The 23,198-nt window shown below is 68.4% G+C and carries 8 protein-coding genes and 1 pseudogene; 4 read left to right on the forward strand and 5 right to left on the reverse strand.

Translation table 11 applies throughout. The annotated features are described in order from the left end of the window. The first annotated feature begins 34 nt into the window (after positions 1 to 34). The 4 genes from ACWPN8_RS16655 to ACWPN8_RS16670 are packed head-to-tail and all read left to right on the forward strand — an operon-like array spanning position 35 to position 16,091. On the forward strand, positions 35 to 14,071 hold the full coding sequence (locus ACWPN8_RS16655; RefSeq protein WP_492241495.1) for a beta strand repeat-containing protein: 14,037 nt from the start codon (positions 35 to 37) through the stop codon (positions 14,069 to 14,071). Next, entirely contained in the window at positions 14,064 to 15,290 is a 1,227-nt protein-coding gene (locus tag ACWPN8_RS16660) for a PP2C family protein-serine/threonine phosphatase (protein ID WP_492241496.1), read from the forward strand. Before ACWPN8_RS16655 ends, ACWPN8_RS16660 begins: the two co-directional genes overlap by 8 nt. Before the next feature lie 32 nt (positions 15,291 to 15,322). Continuing rightward, on the forward strand, positions 15,323 to 15,658 hold the full coding sequence (locus ACWPN8_RS16665; RefSeq protein WP_492241497.1) for an STAS domain-containing protein: 336 nt from the start codon (positions 15,323 to 15,325) through the stop codon (positions 15,656 to 15,658). A gap of 22 nt (positions 15,659 to 15,680) precedes the next feature. After that, positions 15,681 to 16,091: an ATP-binding protein gene (locus ACWPN8_RS16670; protein WP_492241498.1), complete on the forward strand. Its 411-nt coding sequence runs from the start codon at positions 15,681 to 15,683 to the stop codon at positions 16,089 to 16,091. A gap of 97 nt (positions 16,092 to 16,188) precedes the next feature. Here the strand turns inward: ACWPN8_RS16670 and ACWPN8_RS16675 are convergent, their stop codons facing one another. The 5 genes and pseudogenes from ACWPN8_RS16675 to ACWPN8_RS16695 form a co-directional block, all read right to left on the reverse strand. Next, on the reverse strand, positions 16,189 to 19,029 hold the full coding sequence (locus ACWPN8_RS16675; RefSeq protein ID WP_492241499.1) for a hybrid sensor histidine kinase/response regulator: 2,841 nt from the start codon (positions 19,027 to 19,029) through the stop codon (positions 16,189 to 16,191). Positions 19,030 to 19,087: 58 nt separating this feature from the next. After that, positions 19,088 to 19,765, reverse strand: a complete 678-nt coding sequence (locus ACWPN8_RS16680; RefSeq protein WP_492241500.1) for a LuxR C-terminal-related transcriptional regulator — start codon at positions 19,763 to 19,765, stop codon at positions 19,088 to 19,090. Between the two features lie 346 nt (positions 19,766 to 20,111). Beyond that, a pseudogene (locus tag ACWPN8_RS16685) lies at positions 20,112 to 21,046 on the reverse strand (IS3 family transposase). A 406-nt stretch (positions 21,047 to 21,452) separates the two neighbouring features. Then, positions 21,453 to 22,502: an AraC-like ligand-binding domain-containing protein gene (locus tag ACWPN8_RS16690; RefSeq protein ID WP_492241501.1), complete on the reverse strand. Its 1,050-nt coding sequence runs from the start codon at positions 22,500 to 22,502 to the stop codon at positions 21,453 to 21,455. A 112-nt stretch (positions 22,503 to 22,614) separates the two neighbouring features. After that, positions 22,615 to 23,175, reverse strand: a complete 561-nt coding sequence (locus tag ACWPN8_RS16695; RefSeq protein ID WP_492241502.1) for an invasion associated locus B family protein — start codon at positions 23,173 to 23,175, stop codon at positions 22,615 to 22,617. Between the last annotated feature and the right edge of the window lie 23 nt (positions 23,176 to 23,198).

A 23,198-nucleotide genomic window follows, 5' to 3' on the forward strand; every position in this document is an offset into this window, starting at 1 on the left:
TTCTCCCCCGCCCTTTCGCCGCACAGGACCCGTCATGGCCGAGACCACCACCGACAAGGCCTCTCCCTCCGCAACTCCGGCCTCCTCCCCGACCCAGGGAGAAGCGGCCCGCGCGGCGACCGAAAGCACGGCGGCGGAAGCGCTCGCCCCCCAGCGCCTGGGCGCCCTGGAGCGGCCCAACCTCCCGCCGGCGGAACCCCGCCGCGACATCCCCGACGCCTTGACCAACCTGCACAGCGGCAGCCGGACCGATCCGGTCACCGCGGGGCAGGAGGCCGTCAACCCCCAGGCCGTGGCCGCCGACACCCTGAGGTCCGTCGGCGCCGGAACGACCGCCGCCCAGGCAGTCTCCGCCGGCGCGGGGCCGGGTTCCGCACGGCCCTGGACCGCGGCCGCGGCCGGCGGCGGGGCGCAGACGGCGCCGGCGGCGGAGACCCGGCAGGTTGCCGATGGTCCCTCGGCAATCGCCCCGGAGTTCGGCGCTCCGTCTGCCGACGGCATCGCAGCGTCCCTGTCGGCGATCCCCATCGCGGTGCCGGTCGCCGTCATGCCCGAGTTCGGCGGCGCCGGGGAGGAGGCCGTGTCCCGGGCCACCTCCGGCGAGGCCGCGGCGAGCATCCCCGCCGGCACGGGCGCCTCCGGCAACGAAGTGGCTTCCGCCGACGCCTCCGCCCTCACCGCCGCCATGCAATCCATGACCAATCCGGCCATGACGAACGCGGTCGTGGCGAACACAGTCGTAGCGAACCAGGACCAGATGACCGCGCCCGTCACCGCCACGACGAACCAGGGCAGCGGGGATACGACTGGAACGGTCATCACCGGTACGGGCACCGCCGGAACAGGCACTGGCACAGACAGCGGCACCGGCACCACCGGAGGCACGGTCACGCCGACGGTCGACAGCCCGGCCGGCCCGGGACCGACACCCGCAACGACCACTCCCACGACCACGGCCACCACCGCCCCGTCCTCGCCCTCCACGACCGAGGGGCCGATCACCGATGCTCCGCCCTCCAGCGGGACGGGAGGCGGGACAGGCGGCGGCACGACCGACGGACCGGCGACCACACCGACCGGCGGCGGTTCCGGCGGGGACAGCTCCACGGGAACCGGCCCCTCCGGAGGCGGCTCCTCCGGCGCGGACCCGGCACCGGTCGCGCCGACCCTGGAGATCACCGCGGGCAGCGGTGCCGAGGATTCGCCGCTGGCCCTGACGATCGGCCTCTCGGCCGGCACCGCCGGCTCCACGACCGCCGTGACGGTCGCCGGCCTTCCGCCGGGAGCGTCGCTGTCGGCAGGCGTCGATCTCGGCAACGGCACCTGGAGCCTGTCTCAGGCCGATCTGCCGGGCCTCATGCTGCTGCCGCCGCCGGACTACGCCGGCACGATCGGCCTGAACGTCACCGCCGTCTCCACCGACGGCTCGGGACGCCAGGCGACCTCCTCGGGCGTGCTGTCGGTCACCGTCTCCCCCCAGGCCGATGCCCCGACGCTGACCCTGACCAATGCCACCGGCGGCGAAGGCCAGCCGATCTCCCTGGGCATCGCCGCCGCCATGGTCACGCCCGCCGCGGGAGAGGTTCTGAGCATGGTGATCGGCGGCGTTCCGGCCGGTGCGACCCTCTCCGCCGGGACCGCGAACGGCGACGGAACCTGGACTCTGTCCGCCGCCCAGCTCGCCGGCCTGACCCTGACGCCGCCGGCCGACTTCTCCGGCACGCTTGCACTGACCGTCACGGCCACGTCCTCCGTGAATGGCACCCAGGCAAGCCGGACGGGCACGCTGACCCTCGCCGTCGCTCCGGAAGCCGACGCGCCGAGCCTGTCGGTCACCGCCGCCACCGGCGCCGAAGACCAGCCGGTCACCCTGACGCTGTCCGCCGGGTTGACCAACCCGGCAGCCGGCAAGGCGCTGGCCATCGTTATCGGCGGCGTCCCGGCCGGTGCGGTGCTTTCCGCCGGCACCGACAACGGCAACGGCACCTGGACCCTCTCCCCGTCCCAACTGGCCGGTCTCACCCTGACCCCGCCCGCCAATTTCGCCGGCACGCTGAACCTGACCGTCACCGCCACCTCCACGGTCAACGGCACCCAGGCCAGCCGGACGGAGACGTTGGCCGTCACCGTGACGGCCGTGGCCGACGCGCCCGACCTGTCGGTCGCTGATGCCGCCGGCACCGGCGACCAGGCGATTGCGCTGACCCTGTCCAGCAGTCTGGTCAGCCCGGCCGCCGGAGAAACGCTCGGCGTGGTCATCGGTGGCGTGCCAGCCGGGGCGACACTTTCCGCCGGCACCGACAACGGCGACGGAACCTGGACCCTGTCCGCCGGCCAGCTCGCCGGCCTCACCCTGACGCCGCCCGCCGGCTTCTCCGGCACGCTTGCCCTGACCGTCACCGCAACCTCGTCCCTCAACGGCACCGAGGTCAGCCGCAGCGGAACCTTGACCGTCTCCGTCGCTCCGCCGGCGGCGGCCGATGAACCGGCTCTCGCCGTGAGCAATGCCACCGGCACCGAGGACCATGCCGTACCCCTGACCATTGCCACGTCGCTCGCCACCCCGGCGGCCGGCGAGGTGCTGACCATCGTCATCGGCAGCGTGCCCGCCGGGGCGGCTCTCTCCGCCGGAACCCAGAACGCCGACGGCAGCTGGACCCTGACCCCCGCCCAGCTCACCGGCCTGACCCTGACCCCGCCGGCCGATTTTTCCGGCACGATCGCGTTGACGGTCACGGCCACCTCCGCCGTCAACGGCACCCAGGCAAGCCGGACGGAGGCACTGACCGTCACCATCGCTCCGGAAGCCGATGCCCCGAGCCTGTCGGTCGCGGATGCAACGGGTGTCGAGGATCACGCCATCGCGCTGACCATTGCCAGCAGCCTGACCCATCCGGCGGCCGGCGAAGTGCTGAACGTCGTGATCGCCGGTATGCCCGCCGGTACAATGCTTTCCGCCGGCATCGACAATGGTGACGGCACCTGGACACTGTCGGCCGCCCAGCTTGCCGGCCTCACTCTGACGCCGCCGGCCGACTTCTCCGGTACGCTGAACCTAACGGTCATAGCCACAGCATCGGTGAACGGCACCCAGGCCAGCCAGACCGAGACGTTGACCGTCACCGTCGATCTGGAAGCCGACGCGCCAAACCTGTCGGTTACCGGTGCCACCGGCACCGAAGACCAGCCGATCACTTTGACCATTGCCAGCAGCCTGACCAACCCGACGGCCGGCGAGGTGTTGAGCGTCGTCATCGCCGGCGTGCCCCCCGGTGCGATGTTCTCCGCCGGAACCGACAACGGCGACGGGACCTGGACGCTGACGCCGGCTCAGCTCTCGGGCCTCACCCTGACCCCGCCGGCTGATTTTTCCGGCACGATCGCCTTGATGGTCACGGCCACCTCCACCGTCAACGGCACCCAGGCCAGCCGCACGGAGACGCTGACCGTCACCGTCACTCCCGAGGCCGACGCACCGAGCCTTTCTGTGGCTGATGCCACCGGCGTCGAGGACCATGCCGTCGCTCTGACCATCTCCAGTAGCCTGATCAGCCCGTCCCCTGGCGAATTGCTCAGCATCGTCATCGGCGGCATCCCGAATGGTGCCATGCTTTCCGCCGGAACCGACAATGGCGATGGCACCTGGACCCTGTCCGCAGCTCAGCTCACCGGCCTGACCCTGACGCCGCTGGCAGACTTCTCCGGAACCCTGAACCTGACCGTCACCGCCACCGCTTTGGTCAACGGCACCCAGGCCAGCCAGACCGAGACGCTGACCGTCACAGTCACTCCGGAAGCCGACGCGCCAACCTTGGCTGTGCTCGATGCTGCCGGCCTTGAGGATCAGGCCGTTTCCCTGGTTCTTTCCAGCAGCCTGATCGCTCCGGCGGTCGGTGAGGTGCTGAGCGTCGTCATCGCCGGCATCCCCACCGGTGCGGCGCTCTCTGCCGGTACAGACAATGGCGATGGAACCTGGACACTCTCCAGCAGCCAACTCGCTGGTCTCACCCTGACCCCGCCGGCCGATTTCTCCGGCAGCTTGACGCTGAGCGTCACCGCCACCTCCTCCGTCCACGGCACCCAGGCAAGCCGGACGGAGACATTGACCGTCACCGTCGACCCGGAAGCCGACGCGCCAAACCTGTCGGTTGCCAGTGCCGCAGGCGCCGAAGACCAGCCGATCACTTTGACCATTGCCAGTAGCCTGACCAACCCGGCGGCCGGCGAGGTGTTGAGCGTCGTCATCACCGGCGTGCCCCCCGGTGCGATGCTCTCCGCCGGAATCGACAACGCCGATGGCACCTGGACTCTGTCCGCAGCCCAGCTTGCCGGCCTCACCCTGACCCCGCCGGCCGATTTCTCCGGCACGCTGAACCTGACCGTCACCGCCACCGCGTCTGTGAACGGCATGCAAGCCAGCCGGACGGAGGCGCTTACCGTCACCGTCACTCCGGAGGCCGACGCACCGAGCCTGTCCATCGCCAATGCAACGGGTGTCGAGGATCACACTGTTGCCCTGACCATCGGCGCAGCGCTCGTCTCGCCGGTAATGGGTGAAGCGCTGAGCATCGTCATCGCCGGCGTTCCCGTCGGTGCCATGCTCTCCGCCGGCACCGACAATGGCGACGGAACCTGGACTCTCTCGGCCGTTCAGCTCACCGGCTTGACCCTGACACCGCCGGCCGATTTCTCCGGCAGCTTTGCTCTGACCGTCACCGCCACCTCGTCGGTCAACGGCACCCAGGCAAGCCGGACGGAGACATTGATCGTCACCGTCACTCCAGACGCCGACGCACCGAGCCTGACCGTGGCTAACGCCGCCGGTGTCGAGGATCATGCTGTCGAACTGACCCTCTCCAGCAGCCTGACCAACCCAGCAACCGGGGAGGTGCTGAGTGTCGTCATTGCCGACCTGCCCAATGGCGCGACGCTCTCGGCGGGTACCGACAACGGCGACGGGACCTGGACGCTGACGTCCGCCCAGCTCACCGGGCTGACGCTGACCCCGCCAGCCGACTTTTCCGGTACGATTGCCCTGACCGTCACGGCTACCGCCTCAGTGAACGGCACCCAGGCCAGCCGGACCGAGACGTTGACCGTTACCGTGACGGCAGAGGCCGACGCGCCGAACCTGACCGTGGCTGACGCCTTCGGCACCGAAGACCAGCCGGTCGCCCTGACCATTGCCGGAAGTCTGATCCATCCGGCGGCCGGCGAGGTGCTGGACATCGTCATCGCTGGCGTCCCCGCCGGTGCGACGCTCTCCGCCGGAACCGACAACGGCGACGGGACCTGGACGCTGACGTCCGCCCAACTCACCGGGCTGACGCTGACCCCGCCAGCCGACTTTTCCGGTACGATTGCCCTGACCATCACCGCCACCTCTGCCATCGACGGCACCCAGGCCAGCCGGACGGAGACGCTGACCGTCTCCATCGCTCCCGAAGCGGCAGTCGCCGAGCCCCCGCTGTTGAACCTCGCCGATGCGAGCGGCAGCGAAGACCATGCCGTCGCCCTGACCATCGCCGCTTCCCTCGCCACCCCCATGCCCGGCGAGATGCTGAGCATCGTCGTCGGCGGCCTCCCGAACGGTGCGACGCTCTCTGCCGGTACCGACAACGGCGACGGAACCTGGACGCTGACGCCTGCCCAGCTCGCCGGCCTCACCCTGACGCCGCCGGCAGACTTCTCCGGAAGCCTGACGCTGACCGTCACCGCCACCGCGTCTGTGAACGGCACCCAGGCAAGCCGGACGGAGGCGCTGACGGTCACCGTCACCCCGGAAGCCGATGCGCCGAGCCTCTCGATCACCAACGCCACCGGCATCGAGGATCATGCCGTCGCGCTGACCGTCTCCAGCAGCCTCACCAATCCGGCAGCCGGCGAAGTGTTGAACGTCGTCATCGCCGGCCTGCCCAATGGTGCGACGCTCTCGGCGGGTACCGACAACGGCGACGGGACCTGGACGCTGACGCCCGCCCAACTCACCGGCCTGGCGCTGACCCCGCCCGCTGATTTCTCCGGCAGCTTGGCTCTGACCATCACCGCCACTTCCTCGGTAAACGGCACGCAAGCCAGCCGGTCGGAGACGTTTACCGTCACCGTCACTCCAGACGCCGACGCACCGAGCCTGTCGGTCGGCAACGCCACAGGCAGCGAAGACCAGCCGATCGCCCTGACCATCGCCAGCAGCCTGACCGTTCCGGCGGCCGGCGAGGTGTTGAACGTCGTCATCGCCGGTGTCCCCGCCGGTGCAACGCTCTCCACCGGCACCGACAACGGCGACGGTACCTGGACCCTGTCACCCGCCCATCTCACCGGGCTGACCCTGACCCCGCCGGCCGATTTCTCCGGCACCCTGGCGCTGACCGTCACCGCCACCTCCACGATCAACGGCACCCAGGCCAGCCGGACCGAGACGTTGACCGTCACCGTCACTCCCGAGGCCGACGCACCGAGCCTGTCGGTCGCCGACGCCACCGGCAGCGAAGATCAGCCGATCACCCTAAACTTGTCCTCCAGCCTCGCCGACCCAGCAACCGGCGAGGTGCTGAGTGTCGTCGTTGCCGATGTGCCTGCCGGTGCGATGCTCTCAGCCGGAATCGACAACGGTGATGGCACTTGGACTCTGTCCGCTGCCCAGTTCGCCGGCCTGACGCTGACGCCACCGGCCGATTTCTCCGGCACGCTGAACCTGACGGTCACCGCCACAGCATCGGTGAACGGGACGCAGGCCAGCCGGACGGAGACACTGACCGTCACCGTGACGGCGGAGGCCGATGCGCCGAGCCTAGCCGTGGCTGATGCCGTCGGCACCGAAGACCAGCCGGTCGCCCTGACCATCGCCGGAAGCCTGATCTATCCGGCGGCCGGCGAGGTGCTGAGCGTCGTCATCGCCGGCATCCCCGCCGGTGCAACGCTCTCCGCCGGTACCGACAACGGCGACGGCACCTGGACGCTGACGTCCGCCCAGCTCTCGGGCCTGACGCTGACCCCGCCGGCCGATTTCTCCGGCACGATCGCTCTGACCATCACCGCCACCTCCTCGGTCAACGGCACCCAGGCCAGCAGGACGGAGACGTTGACCGTCACCGTCAATCCGGACGCCGATACGCCGAGCCTGTCGGTCGCCGATGCTGCAGGAACCGAAGATCTGCCCGTTGCCTTGAGCCTGTCCGCCAGCCTGACCACACCGGCGGCCGGCGAAGTGCTGAGCGTCGTCATCGCCGACGTACCCGCCGGTGCCATGCTCTCCGCCGGCATCGACAACGGCGACGGTACCTGGACACTCTCCGCAGCCCAGCTCACCGGCCTCACCTTGACCCCGCCGGCCGATTTCTCCGGCACGATCGCTCTGACCGTCACGGCCACCTCTTCGATCAACGGCGCCCAGGCCAGCAGGACGGAGACACTGACCGTCACGGTTGCTGCGGAAGCGGATGCACCGAGCCTTTCGGTCGCCGACGCCACCGGCATCGAAGATCATGCCATCGCCCTGACCGTCTCCGGCAGCCTCACCAACCCGGCGGCCGGAGAAGTGCTGAGCATCGTCATCGCCGGCGTGCCCACCGGCGCCATGCTTTCCGCCGGTATCGACAATGGTGACGGAACCTGGACCCTGTCCGCAGCCCAACTCACCGGCCTGACGCTGACTCCGCCCGCCGACGTCTCCGGCACGATTGCCCTGACGGTCACCGCCACTTCGTCCGTGAACGGCACCCAGGCCAGCCGGACCGAGACGTTGACCGTCACCGTCGCTCCGGACGCCGACGCGCCGAGCCTGTCTGTGCTTGATGCTGTCGGCATCGAGGATCATGCCGTCGCCTTGACTCTTTCCAGCAGCCTGACCGCTCCAGCGGCCGGTGAAATGCTGGGCATCGTCGTCGCTGGCGTCCCCGCTGGCGCGACGCTCTCCGCCGGTACCGACAACGGCGATGGTACCTGGACTCTGTCGGCCGCCCAGCTCACCGGCCTGACGCTGACGCCACCCGCCGATTTCTCCGGCAGCTTGGCTCTGACCATCACCGCCATCTCGTCGGTCAACGGCACGCAAGCCAGTCGGACGGAGGCGCTGACCGTCACCGTCACTCCGGACGCCGACGCACCGAGCCTGACCGTGGCTGACGCCGCCGACGTCGAGGATCATGCCGTCGCGCTGACCCTCTCCAGCAGCCTGACCAACCCAGCAACCGGGGAGGTGCTGAGTGTCGTCATTGCCGGTATCCCCGCAGGTGCCGTGCTCTCCGCCGGTACCGACAACGGCGATGGTACCTGGACTCTGTCGGCCGCCCAGCTCACCGGCCTGACGCTGACCCCGCCGGCCGACTTCTCCGGCACGCTGAACCTGACCGTCACCGCCACCGCATCGGTCAACGGCACCCAGGCCAGCCGGACAGAGACGCTTGCCGTCACCGTGACGGCAGAGGCCGACGCGCCGAACCTGACCGTGGCTGACGCCTTCGGCACCGAAGATCAGCCGGTCGTCCTGACCATTGCCGGAAGCCTGATCCATCCGGCGGCCGGCGAGGTGCTGGACATCGTCATCGCCGGCGTCCCCGCCGGTGCGACGCTCTCCGCCGGTACCCACAACGGCGACGGTACCTGGACGCTGACGTCCGCCCAGCTCACCGGGCTGACGCTGACCCCGCCAGCCGACTTTTCCGGTACGATTGCCCTGACCATCACCGCCACCTCTGCCATCGACGGCACCCAGGCCAGCCGGACGGAGACGCTGACCGTCTCCATCGCTCCCGAAGCGGCAGTCGCCGAGCCCCCGCTGTTGAACCTCGCCGATGCGAGCGGCAGCGAAGACCATGCCGTCGCCCTGGCCATCGCCGCTTCCCTCGCCACCCCCATGCCCGGCGAGATGCTCAGCGTCCTCATCTCCGGCGTGCCCACCGGCGCCACGCTCTCCGCCGGTACCGACAACGGCGACGGAACCTGGACGCTGACGCCTGCCCAGCTCACCGGCCTCACCCTGACGCCGCCGGCAGACTTCTTCGGAACCCTGAGCCTGACCGTCACCGCCACCGCGTCTGTGAACGGCACCCAGGCAAGCCGGACGGAGACGCTGACGGTCACCGTCACCCCGGAAGCCGATGCGCCGAGCCTCTCGATCACCAACGCCACGGGCATCGAGGACCATGCCATCGTGCTGACCGTCTCCAGCAGCCTGACCCATCCGGCCGCCGGCGAGGTTCTGAGCGTCACGGTCAGCGGCGTGCCCACCGGCGCCATGCTCTCCGCCGGCACCAACAACGGCGACGGAACCTGGACGCTGACGTCCGCCCAGCTCACCGGCCTGACGCTGACCCCGCCCGCCGACTTCTCCGGTACGCTGAACCTGACGGTCACCGCCACCGCATCGGTGAACGGCACCCAGGCGAGCCGGACCGAAGCCCTGACGGTCACCGTCGCTCCGGAAGCTGATGCACCAAGTCTCTCGGTCACCAATGCTGCCGGCGTCGAGGATCATGCCATTGCGCTGACCCTGTCCAGCAGTCTGGTCAGCCCCGCCGCCGGTGAAGTGCTCAGCGTCCTCATCTCCGGCGTGCCCACCGGCGCCACGCTCTCCGCCGGCACCGACAACGGCGACGGCACCTGGACCCTCTCCCCGGGCCAGCTCACAGGCCTCACCCTGACGCCGCCGGCCAATGTCTCCGGCACGATTGCCTTGACGGTCACCGCCACCTCGTCGGTCAACGGCACCCAGGCAAGCCGGACCGAAGCCCTGACGGTCACCGTCACTCCGGAAGCCGATGCACCAAGCCTCTCGGTCGCCAACGCCGTCGGCCGCGAGGATCATCCGGTTGCCTTGACCCTGTCCGCCGCCCTGACCAGTCCGGCGGCCGGCGAAGTGCTGAATGTCGTGATCGCCGGCGTTCCGGCCGGAGCGACGCTCTCCGCCGGCACCGACAATGGCAACGGAACCTGGACGCTGACGCCCGCCCAGCTCACCGGCCTGACGCTGACCCCGCCGACCGATTTCTCCGGCACGATTGCCCTGACGGTCACCGCCACCGCTTCGATCAACGGCACCCAGGCGAATAGCAGCAGACTCCTGACGGTCACCGTCACTCCGGAAGCCGATACGCCGAGCCTCTCCGTCACCAACGCCGCCGGCATCGAGGATCATGCCATCGCGCTGACCATCGCCAGCAGCCTGACCCATCCAGCGGCCGGCGAGGTTTTGAGCGTCATCGTCAGCGGCGTGCCCACCAGCGCCATGCTCTCCGCCGGCACCGACAACGGCGACGGCAGCTGGACGCTGACGCCCGCCCAACTTTCGGGCCTCACCCTGACCCCGCCAGCCAATTTCTCCGGCACCCTGAATTTGGCGGTCACCGCCACCGCGTCGGTGAACGGCACCCAGGCGAGCCGGACCGAAGCCCTGACGGTCACCTTCGCTCCCGAAGCCGACACCCCCAGCCTCGCCCTGCTGCCGGCCTACGGCCGCGAAGATCAGCCGATCGGCCTGACCATCGCCGCCCATCTCGCCGACATCGACGGTTCCGAGACGCTCGGCGTCATCGTCTCCGGCGTTCCGACCGGGGCGACGCTCTCGGCCGGGACCGCCAACGGCAACGGAACCTGGACGCTGACGGCCGCCCAGCTCTCCGGCCTCACCCTCACCCCGCCCAAGGACTTCAGCGGCAGCTTCACCCTGTCCGTCACCGCGCGCTCGACCGAGACGGGCGCCGCCGGGGCCAGCGCCAGCACCAGCCTGAGCCTGCCGGTGACGGTGACCGGGGTGGCGGACACGCCGCTGCTCACCACTTCGGCGTCCAGCGGAGCGGCCGATACCGCCATCCCGCTCCACCTGTCGGCGCTCAGCCAGGACATCGACCATTCCGAAACGGTGTCGGTCCGGATCTCCGGCATCCCCGCCGGGGCACGGCTGTCGCACGGCGTTCTGACCAGCTCGGCCGGCGGCTTCACCGTGTGGACGGTCGGCGCCGACCAGCTGGCCGACCTGACCATCACCCCGCCCTGCCACTACACCGGCGTGATGGACCTCACGGTCCGGGCGGTCGCCACCGAGGCCGACGGCGACAGCGCCGCGAGCGCCGCGGTCCATGTGCCGGTGACGGTGACCGCATCGGGCGGCGGCGGCATCTCCGCCGGCGTGGCCCTCAATCTCGGCGTCGTCGCCGGGGTCGAGGACACCCCGGTGGCGCTGAACCTGCTGGGTGGGCTAACCGCCCTGCTCGGCTCCGCCACCATCGACTCGGTGGTCGTCACCGGCGTCGGCAACGCCACGCTCAGCGCCGGCGTGAAGCTGGCGGACGGCTCCTACCTGCTGACGCCGGCCCAGCTGGCCGGCCTGGCGCTGATCCCGCCGCACGACCTCTCGGGCAGCTATTCGCTGAGCGCCACCGTCAACCTCGGCGGCAGCCAGCTCGGGGCGAGCGTCTCGGCGACGCTGGGCGTCCAGGTCGCCGGCGTCGCCGACGCGCCGACCCTGTCGGTGTCCGGCTCGGCGGGCGCCTATGCCTTGGCGATCCCGCTCACCATCGCCGGCGCGCCGACCGACACCAGCGGGACCGAGCATCTCCACTACGTCATCGGCGTCGCCACCGGCGCCCACCTGTCGGCGGGCATCGACAACGGCGACGGCACCTGGACCGTCCTGCCCTCCCAGCTCTCCGGCCTGACGGTGACGCCGCCCTACGGTTTCTCCGGCAGCCTGCCGGTCACTGTCACCGCCGTGTCGCAGGAGGCGAACGGCGCCGTCGCCTCGGTCCAGAAGGCGCTGACCGTCAGCGTCGCCGCGCCGAGCGCCGCCCTTCTGGCCACGCTCGCCTCGCAGGTGGCGGCGACCGGGACCGAAGACGTCGGCATCAACCTGGGAGCGACGCTGCTGTCGCTCAACCTCGGCAGCATCGCCACCGTGGCTCTCACCGGCATCCCGTCCGGGGCCACCCTGACGTCGGGCGGGGTCGCCGTCAGCGCCGGCAGCATCAGCGCCAGCCTGCTGAGCGGCCTGACGCTCACCATGCCCGCCAACTATTCCGGCGACTTCCAGCTGGGTGCGACGGTCAAGCTGGTCGGCGGACTGATCACCATCAACAAGACGCTGGCGGTCCATGTCACCCCGGTCGCCGACCTTCCCACCCTCACCGTCGGGGCGACGATCTCCGGCACCGAGGACCAGCCGGTCTCGCTCGGCATTTCCGGCAGCCTCATCGACCTTGACGGGTCGGAATCCCTCTCCTTCACCGTCGCCGGCGTTCCGGCCGGCGCCCGGCTCAGCGCCGGACACGTCAACCCGCTGACCGGGGCCTGGACGCTGACCGCCGCGGAACTGGTCGGGCTGTCCATCCTGCCGCCGCCGGATTTCAGCGGCACGATCTCGTTGACCGTCGCTGCCGTCTCCAGCGAACTGCTGGGCGGAGCCGGCGTGACGGTGAAGCCGGTGACGATCACCATCGCCCCGGTCACCGACACTCCAATCCTCGCCCTACCCGCCGCGGTCGGGGCCGAGGACAGCCCGATCGCGCTGACCATCGGCGCCGCCGCCGGCGACATCGACGGGTCGGAGACCATCACCAGCCTGCAGATCTCCGGCTTGCCGGCCGGGGCGACGCTCAACCACGGCACCGCGCTCGGCAACGGCGCCTACGCCCTCACCAAGGCCGATCTGGTCGGCCTGACCATGACACCGCCGGCCAACTATGCGGGCACGCTGTCGCTGACGGTGACGGCCACCGCCAAGGACGGCACCGCCGCGCCGGCCTCGGCCAGCGGGTCGCTGTCGGTGACGGTGAAGCCAGTCGCCGACGCGCCGCTGCTGACGGTCGCCGACTGCAACGGCCACCAGGGCCACGACATCGCGCTGGGCATCACCGCCGCGCTCGGCGACACCGACGGCTCGGAAGTGCTGTCGGTGACCATCGCCGGACTGCCGGCGGGGGCGAGCCTGTCGGCCGGGCTGAACAACGGCGACGGCAGCTGGACCCTGACCGCCGCCCAGCTCACCGGACTGAAGCTCCACACCGCGGGGAGCGTCTCCGGCGACCTCCACCTGACCGTCACCGCCCATGCCCTCGACGGCGGCATCGGTCCCTGCAACCAGTCGCTGGCGGAAACCAGCGCCGCCCTGACCGTCCATATCCAGCCGGAGATCGCCCCTCCCAACCTCTCGCTGCCCGACCTGACGGTGGTCGAACATGGCTCGGCCCTGCTCGACCTCGGGGTCGGCTTGGCCGGGGTCGGCCTCGCCGCCGACGTCAGCCTCACCGTCGCGGGCCTGCCGGTCGGGGCGAGCCTGTCGGCCGGCATCCACAACCAGGACGGCAGCTGGACCCTGACGGCCGCCCAGTTGCTCGGTCTGCGCCTGACCCCGCCGGCCGACAGCCTCGACGACTTTACCCTGACGGTGACGGCCTCAGCCACGATCGCCGGTCTGGCGGCGGTACAGGCCAGCGGGTCGCTGCACGTCACCGTCCTGCCGGATCTCGGCGGCGGTTTCGGCATCGATGCCGGCGTCGCCATCGCACCGTCCCTCAGCCTGTCGGTTCTCGGCACGCAACTGGTGGCCGGCGCCACCATCTCGCTTGACGCCGGCTTCCACGACGGCGACCTACTGTCGCTGGGCGGCCTGCGGACCGAAACCGATGCGTCCGGGCATCTCGTCATCGCCGGCACCGGCATCCAGGTCGGCGGCGGCTATGACGCTGCCGCCCACACGCTGACACTGAGCGGCACGGCCTCGGCCTCGGTCTACGAGACCGTCCTTAAGGCGATCCGTCTCGATCCGTCGAGCGATTGCGGCAGCCGGTCGGTCACTGTCGACCTGTTCGACGGCGCCGGTCACATGATTGATCTGGCGCATCAGGCGATCACGCTGGACGTCGGGCTGGACGGTTCGGTAACCTCTAAGTTGTTGAGCGGCGCGGCCGCCCTCCTTGACCACACCCTGAACGGCTTGATGGGGGATGGGCTGGGGGGGGCGCTGGGCGGCCTGGGCCTCGACGCGGACCTGCTGGCCGGCGTCTCGGCCGGAGACGGCTCCACGACGCTGTTGGACGACCCCCTGCACCACAACAACGCAAACAACGTCTATGTCTGACAAACTGCGCGTCCTCTGCGTCGACGACAGCGCCTGCATGCGGGACATGCTGGCGGCTGGACTCGTCCGGCTCGGTTACGAGGTGGTTCCGGCTTCCGACGGCCGGGAGGCGTTGGCGATCCTGCGGGCCGATCCCGGCATCTCTCTGGTCATCAGCGATTGGATGATGCCGGGCATCACCGGTGTGGAGCTGTGCCGGCGTATCCGCGACCTGCCGCGCCCGAACCACATCCACGTCATGTTGCTGACGGCACGGCAGGGGCAGGAAAATTTCCTGGAGGCGATGGCGGCCGGCGCCGACGACTTCCTGAACAAGCCGGTCGACATGCCGACGCTGGCGGCCAGGCTGCGGGTGGCCGAACGCATCTTGAACCTGCAGCAGCGCATGCAACGCAACAACATGCTGCTGTCCCAGACGAACCAGAAGCTCCGCACCGCCTATCGCCGCCTGCAAGAGGATATGGAGGCGGCAGCCCGCGTCCAGCGCAGCCTTCTGCCCAAGCCGTCGCTGGAGTTGGGCGCGGCCCGCTTCGCCGCGGCCTTGGCGCCTTCCGCCGAGATTTCCGGTGACGTCTATAACTACCAGATGCTGCCGGACGGCTCCGTGGCCTTCTATGTGCTGGACGTTGCCGGTCACGGCGCCCGTGCGGCGTTGATGTCGGTGATGCTGTGCCGCCTGCTGACCGCCGAGGCCTTCGTCGAACGCCATGACAACATGACGCCGCGGCAGCCCCATGCGGTCGTCGCCGACCTGAACCGGCAGTTCCAATGCGACGACAGCATCTCGGACTATTTCACCATGATCTGCGGCATCCTGGACCGCAGCGGACGGATCCTGCGCTTCTGCCAGGCCGGACATCCGAGCCCCGTGGTGCTGCCATCCGGGGGACGGCCCAGGACGGTCGGCGACGGCGGCTTTCCGGTCGGTCTCTTCCCTGATGCCGCCTATGAGACGGTTGAGGTGCGGCTGGAGCCGGGAGACCGCATGGTCTTCTATTCCGACGGCGTCACCGAATGCACCTCCCCCGATGGGACCCATTACGGACCGGACCGTCTGTACCGGGTGCTCGAGACGACGCGCACGGTTTGCCTTGAGCGCTCGGTCGCGACGGTCCAGACCGAACTGCACAGCTGGCACAAGGGCGGCAACTTCGACGATGACGTCTCCATCGTCGCTTTCGAAACTTTTGCCGGTTCCACCCATCACGACTATTCGTAAAAAAGACAATTGATAAGACAGGACAAACGCCAATGCTCAAGACACATACGGTCGGCTCCGTCCTTGTGCTGGAGGCTTCCGGCCCGAGGCTGGATGCAGCGCAAGCGGTTCGTTTCCGCGAGGAATTCCTGCAGCACATCGAAGGGAACCCCGACCGGGTGGTGATCGACTTCGGCAACGTCACCTTCCTCGACTCCAGTGGCCTCGGCGCGCTGGTGTCCGTCGTCAAGCGGCTCAACAAGCACGGCCGGCCGGTCATCTGCGGGTTACAGCCGGCCGTCCAGACCATGTTCTCCCTCACCCGGATGGATCAGGTCATGACGGTCCGGCAGACCCGCGATGACGCAATTGCCAGCTTTGCCGAGTGACATGCACACGGCGCGGGGGCCCATGCTTTTCCAGATGACCATCGCCAGCCGCCTGGAAGACGTCCCCCTGCTGTCGGACGGGCTGTGCCAAGTGCTCGTCCCTCGCATCGGCGAAGACAACCTGGCAAAGCTTCAGATCGGCCTCGCCGAAGCGGCCAACAACATCGTCCAGCATGCCTGCCGGGGACGCGGGGACGGCAGCATCGCCCTGTCCTGCCGACTGGACGGCGACGGCATCCTGCTGGTGCTGGAGGATGACGGCGCCGCCCCCGAGCGCGATCTCAACAAGGCGACCGCGGAAGCGGTCGCAAATCCGCCCGACGTGTTCGCCGAGAACGGACGCGGCCTCTGGCTGCTCGCGCAATGCTTCCCGTCGGTTCTGTTCGAGCGTGAGAGCAGCGTCAACCGTCTGACCCTGCGCTATCCCGGCTGACCGCGCGCCCACTCCTCGCGGCAAAGCCGTCAAACCACTCCCGCGGGGTTCGGCACTGCGGACGCCGACGGGATCGGACGTCGGACCATCCTCGGAATCAAACCGCGATGTGCGCGGTCGCCGCGTCGCAGTTGGGCGTAGCCCCGGATGTTGTATCCAGCAGCCGTTCAACCGTCTCCGCCAGGACCGACATCTGTACGGGTTTCAGGAGGAAGGCATCGGCCCCGGCGGTGGCGGCTACGGTCTGATCGACCATCCGGCTGTAGCCGGTATAGAGGATGCAGGGCAGCTCCGGCCGTTTCGCCTTCAGGCGACGGATCAGGGTCACCCCGCTGATGCCGGGCATCGTCTGGTCGGTGATGACGATGTGGAAGGCATCCGGATCTTCGTCGAAGGCGTCGATCGCATCCTGCGGATCCTCGCAGACCGCCACCTCATGGCCGATCCGTTCCAGCCCGACGGACACCATGTCCCCCATGTCCCCCTCATCGTCGACCACCAGGATGCGGCATCGCCGCCTCGCCCGCAGCTGCGACAGGTCGACCGGCTCCGCTTCTTCCACGGCCGGCGCGCCGTCGTCGCTGGCGGGGATGAAGACCCGCAGGATCGTGCCGGAATGCGGGCGGCTGCACACCACCAGACCGCCGCGATGGGCCTCGACGATGCCGATGACCACGGCCAGTCCCAGCCCGGTGCCCTTTCCCTGTTCCTTGGTGGTGTAGAAGGGATCGAAGGCTTTGACGATCACCTCTTCGTTCATACCGCTGCCATTGTCTGCGACCTCGAACATGACATGGCACTGCCCGCTGGCCGGCGGCAGGGCCTTGTTCGTCACCCAACCCGGGCCGCAGCCGAAGGCGGGATCGTTCTCGCCGTTCCAGACACCGGCGCTGACGGTGATGCGGCCGGACTCCTCAGGCAGCGCGTCGCGGGCGTTGATGGCGAGATTCACCAGGACCTGGACGAGTTGCGTGGCGTTGGCGCGGATGTCCGGCAGATCGCCTGTGAGATCGACCTTCAGCGAAACCGTGGACGGGATGCTGGTCCGCAGCAGGATGGCGACGTCGTCCAGGACCCGGCCAGGCTTGGTGTTCGCCAGGACGGCCTCGCCCGAGCGGGAGAAAGCTAGGATTTGCTGCACCATGTCCTTGGCACGGTTACAGACACGCCGTATGCGGTCCGCGTAGTCGCGTTGGGCGCTCCCCGCCGGCAGATCGCTGACGAGGAAATCGGCATAACCGGTCATGGCGCCCAGCAAATTGTTGAAGTCATGGGCGATACCGCCGGCCAGACGCCCGACCGCATCCATCTTGTCCTGCTGCGACAGGCGGTGTTCCAGATCGGCCTTTTCCCTGGCGGCTGCCTGTCGGGCCGACACGTCACGGCCGATGACGACGATGTCGCCGTTGGGCCGTCGGGTGAAGCGGACCTCCATCGCCTGGACGCAGGCGCCGAAGACGGTGCGGTAGTTCTCGAACAGCCCTTCCCAGAACCCCTTGCTTTCCAGGGCGTCGGTCAGACGCAGCTCGGCACGGCGCAAGGTGGTGTTCGGATCCTCCAGCGCGCTCAGCCGGTGTCCCAGCAACGCGTCCGGGTCGCGCGCGCCCATCAGGGAGCAGGCGGCCTGATTGGCATAGATGACGGTCTGGTCGATGTCCAGCACGACGATCATGTCCAAGGCGGCGTCGATGGCCGATATCATGCGCTCGACGTCGCGGGCGTTGCGGATGACCATTTCGCGCAGTTCCCGCCGCTCTCCCTGGGAGCGGCGCAGCGCCTCCGTCACCCGGGCGATGTCGCCGATCTGGTCGGTGCGCTCCAGCAGCGTTGACGGCGGTGTGACCTCGTCGCGGCCCTGGTCGAGCAATTGGATGCCGATGCGGATCTGTTCCAGCGGAACCCCGACCATCCGCCGCACCATCCGGCCCAGCAAAAGCAGGAACACCGCCAGGGAAGCCAGGCAGAACAGCCCGAACAGCGCCATGCGCATGTCCAGCAGGGCCGCCGGCAGCGGCGCATCCAGGACGACATAGTGCCGGTATTCGCCGATCATGTTGGGCACCGACATCCCGATGCGCCGGACCATCTTTCCAGACACTCCGATGCGCAGATGGGAGAAGCCGGTACCGGAGCGCAGCGCCTCCGCCTCGTCGGCGGATACCGCCCCCTCATCGCCGCTTCCGGCAGACAACGTCTTGCCGAGCAGCGACTTGTCGCGATGGAACAGGTATGTCCCGTTCCGCGACAGGATCGTCAGATCGGTGCCAGAAGGCTGAAGCCTGGGGGCGATCTGTTCGCCGATGCGGTTCCAGGTGACCATCCGCGCGTCGTAACCTATCACGCCGGCCACCTCATGGCCGACGACCACCGGCACGACGACCGTCGACAGCCTGTCGGGAAACGGCTCGGCCGCTGTGGCCTGCACCGCCACCGACTGGATGCGGCCGGTCTCGACCGCCCGGCGCATCAGGTCGTAGTCGGCATCCCCTAGCCCGGCCGGCTGCCCGTTCCCGTCCCGCGCCAGGAGCTTTGCCATGCTCCCCAGCTCGGCGAGAGACGGCATGGCGCCAGGCTCTAGCGGGCGGCCGACGATCCAGAGCCGACCAAGCTCGGGCATGCTATCGAAGCTGTGTTTCAACAGTGCGTCCAGGGCGGCGTCACCGAAGCCCGGCGTCTCGTGACGGGCCGCCAATGCGGCACCGAGCACGTCGATCTTCTGCATCGATTGCGCGCGGAGGACCGCCACCCGCGCTACCACCTCACGGGCCAGGGCTTCGTCCCGCGCCTCGGAAATGCGGTCGAGCATGTCGGCGCCAACCCAATGAGCGACGCCGAAAACGGCAAGCATGAGGACCGTCGCCGTGAGGCCGGCATTCCGGATCAACCGCCTCGACAGCGACTGGCCGGCTCTTTGGGTGTCGACATGCGAATAGGGCATGAAGAATCCGGCAGTTTGTCTCAAGACCTGCATCCTGGCGGGTGGAACCCCGACCGTGTCAGGCTCCGTTTCCGTCGAGCAGGCCGGTTTCCTGGGCGCGGCGCACCGCATCGGCACGGTTGCGGGCGCCCAGCTTCCTGAAGATCCGGCGTGTATGGAATTTGACCGTCACTTCGGCCAAATCGAGCTGCCGGGCGATTTCCTTATTGGTCGCCCCGTTGGATAGCAGGGTGAAGACATCCCGTTCGCGGTCGGTCAGCGCAGCCTGTTCTCCCGCGCCATCCGCCTCCCCACCCTCGTCTTCGGAAACATTCGGCTGGTCGTCGCCGGCAAGAGCCAGCAGAATGCTCGCCGGCACCGTCGTTCCTCCTTCGACCACGACTTTCAAGGAAGGGCCGAGGATGCGGCGTGGCGTCGTCTTGGGCAGGAAGGCCGAGGCACCGACGCGGAATGCCTCAAGGGCGATGGCCGGGCGTTCGGCTCCGGTCACCACCGCGACGGGACCGCGCACCCCAACTTCCCGCAGCCGCGTGATCGGGTCGCTGTCACCGATGCCGGGCATGTTCCAGTCCAGCACGATCAGGTCGAAAGAACGCCCAGCGACATGTGCGGTCTTCAGTTCCTCACCGTCCAGCGTTTCGACGAACACGAATTCCGCATCAGGCCATTGGAAGCCGATCGACAACTCCAGCGCTTCCTGAAACAGGGGGTGATCGTCGGCAACGAGAATCTTCACCTCATCTCTCCCTTGGTCACCGCCCCCAGGGGTCGTTTCCAATACGCAAGAGGATGGCCGCAGAATGGTTAAAAAGCAGTAAGGTAGCCACCGTTTCCTGAACAGTCGGCTTGAGTGGTGTATCCATCAAGTTGAGCGGACTTTCTGTGGTCGTGGGGGGCTGAATAGGCATGCCGCCAGCCAAGGAGCCGATGACCATCCAGGACGCGCCGGAAGTGAACCGCGGCGGGTTTCCTGAAGGCCCCATCTTCTGAGAGAGTGGGATCATCATGACGAAACCTGCATCATGCAAATTTACCCCAGAAGTGCGCCAGCGCGCGCGACCTGAGACCGAGGTTTCCTCCGGTCATTGGCAGAGTCTCTGTGAGTTGTGATGCCCGAAGCGGGCGGTGATGGCAAGCCGGGCCGGGGCATGCCCCGGCCCGGCTTGCGATGCGGCTGCGGCGACCTCGGCGGGCGTGGCGCCGCCGAGACCGGAGTGCGGCCGGACATGGTTGTAGTCCTCCTTCCAGGCAGCCAGGACGGATCGGGCATGAGGCAGCGACGCGAACAGCGTCTCGTTCAGGCATTCATCCCGAAGCCGCCCGTTGAAGCTCTCCACGAAGCCGTTCTGCATCGGCTTGCCGGGGGCGATATAGTGCCACTCGATCCGGTGCTCCTGGCCCCAGCGCAGGATTGCCGTGCTGGTCAGCTCCGTCCCATTGTCGCTCACCACCAGCAGCGGCTTGCCGCGCCGGGCGATCAGGGTGTCGAGTTCACGGGCGACGCGGGCTCCGGACAGCGAGGTGTCGGCCACCAGTGCCAGGCACTCGCGTGTGAAGTCATCCACCACGGCCAAGATCCGGAAGCGCCGCCCGTCGCTGAAGCTGTCGGCAATGAAGTCCAACGACCAGCGCTGGTTTGGGCCCTGCGGCAGCGCCAGCGGCGCCCGCGTGCCCAAGGCGCGCTTGCGTCCACCGCGCCGGCGCACCTGGAGCTTCTCCTCGGTGTAGAGCCGCCGCAGCTTCTTCTGGTTCGTAAGCGGAGCGTGATTGCACCGGATCAGGCGTTGACGGCGGGCTTCCAGTTCCAGGGGAGCAGATCGGCGAGGCGGCTGGCGGGATAGCCGTTCACCATGCGCTCCAGGACGTCGCGCAGGTAGCCGAAGCGCCGCCGCTGGCGCGACAGCTCGCGCAGCCGCACGCGGACATGCCGGCGGCACACGTCCGCCGTCTTCTGGCCGGCATCCTGCTCCTTCAGGATGCCGATGATCTGCTCCTCGCTAAACCGGCTGCGTCTCATCCGTCCGTCTCCTCTCGATGACGGACTCTACCTTTCCCTGGAGGAACTTTCCGGTCTCAGGTCACGGGAGAGCGTCGCGAGCGGCAAAGGACCGGAAACAGCAAGAAGCCCGCCGAGCTTTCGCTCTGCGGGCTTCTTGTCGATTTGGTTGCGGGGGCACGCAACCACCGAGAATTGACTCTGCCGCCGGTGCCGATCTGATCGACTCCTACCCTGTCCCTTGCCCGTCGCCAGCGACGCTTCCGACATGCCCCAAGGACCGCTTCGGATCGTGTTGCGACGCATGGTGCAGGATCTTCTCTGGAGAAACGCCTCGGCATAGCCTCCCGGAGCTGGTGCAAACGCGCCGATCCCGCACAACAGGCCAGTCATTGCAGGTCTTCAGCAGAGTTGGTAACCAAATTGATCAGAGAACGGCGAGTTCGTGGAACCAGCGCTTGAACACATCGGTGGAGCCGGAAACCGGCTGGCGCAGGCGTTGCCCGGTGTCTCTGGCATCGCTGGGCGTCATTCCAAACGCCGACCTGAATGCACGGCTGAAGGCGGCTTCGGAGCGAAAGCCCCAGCGATGGGCAATCTCAGCAATGCGCTGGGACCGATGCGCCGCCGTCAGGTCGGCTAGGCTGCGATCCAGCCGCCTCCGCAGGATATGGGCGGCCACCCCGCCCAGCGGTTCGAACAGGCGGTACAGGGTGGGGCGGGAGAGGCCGAACGCTTCGGCGATCTGGGTCGCTCCAAACCCCGGGTCGCCGAGATGCCCGTCAATGTAGCGTTTGATCTCCGCCATGCGGGACGCCTGCATCTCAGGCCGGACGAGGTCGAGCGCATTGACGGTCGGCCCTAGGCAACCAGCGATGAAGCTGGCTGCACCTTTGGTCACGGTCATGGCCTCGCGCGAAGACAGCTGGCCTGCCACCCGATAGAGGGACTGGATGTGAGCGGACAACAGGGAGCCGATCGAGCTGCCGCCGCGCAGCACCAGCCCATGAAGCTCATCCGGCGCGGCCACCAGCGGAGCCAGCATCTCCCGCGGCAGGCAGAGAGTCAGGGTGTCGACGTTGTAATCCACCGTGTGGACCGTCTGCGCCAGATCCAGGATGCAGACGTCGCCAGACCGCACGTCGACCTCGCGCCGCCCCATCGTCCCACAGGACCCACCCTTCACCTGCAACTGGATCAGATAATGGTCGATGCCGCTGCGGGTGATCACCTGGGGGGTGCGGTGGAAGGTCTGCGTCACTGTTGTGCAGCGGCCGAGCAGCACGCCGCCCAGATGGTAAGTCTGTAGGCTACCGCGAAAGCCGTCGAAATCCTCCTTCGACAGGCTTATGTCGAAGATCGGCGACATCTGGTCCCGCCACTGCCCGAATCCCTCCTCCGCCGACATGGCCAGGCTGTCGAAGCGAAGAACCGGAGCCGTCACAACGGGTTCCGTCACATGGGCCGCATCGGACATCGATCGCACTCGAACAATTCCCCTCCGAAAGGGGAAGCATCCGCATATGCCCTCTGTCAAGCATCAACGGGTCAAGCCTCCACGGGCGACACTTACCTCTTCCTCGCCACTGTTACTTTCCGGGAGCGCCGGCGGCCGCATAGGCGTTGCGCAACCCCTTGGCCGACAGCGGCAGTGTCACCGCCTTTCCCGACCCGTCCGAGAAGCCAAGGCTGATCGGCTGCGTGGAGTTCGCCAGCGTGTCGAGGCTCTGCTTGGGCAGATCCGCTTCGGCGAGGCAGGATTGCAGACAACGCCGGAAGGTGAGCGATGCCACCTGCTTGTCGCCGACACGGATGGCGACGCCGGGCGGCAGCAGCACGCCGGCCGGCAGTTCGGTCAGGATCTTGTCCCCGGCAGCCCCGTTCGGCCGGCCGATCACGACCTGCGCGACGATCCGGCCGTCCGGCCCGGCGATCGTCTGCACGGTTTCGCACAGCTTCGTTTCCTTGGTGCCGTCGCGCTCGGTCTCGCAACGCACCAGCCAGTCGTCGTAATTGGCGGTCGTCCGGTTCGGCGCCGGAACAGAAGCCGGCTGCTGCGCTGCCGTGCCGGCTGCGGACAGAAGGATCACCAAAGGCAGGACGGCGCCCGGGAAAGCGGTGCCCCGGAAAACGGTGTTTCGGCGGGTCATGGTCACGATGCTCGGTCGTCCTT

Source organism: Azospirillum sp. UENF 112521, assembly GCF_058780665.1.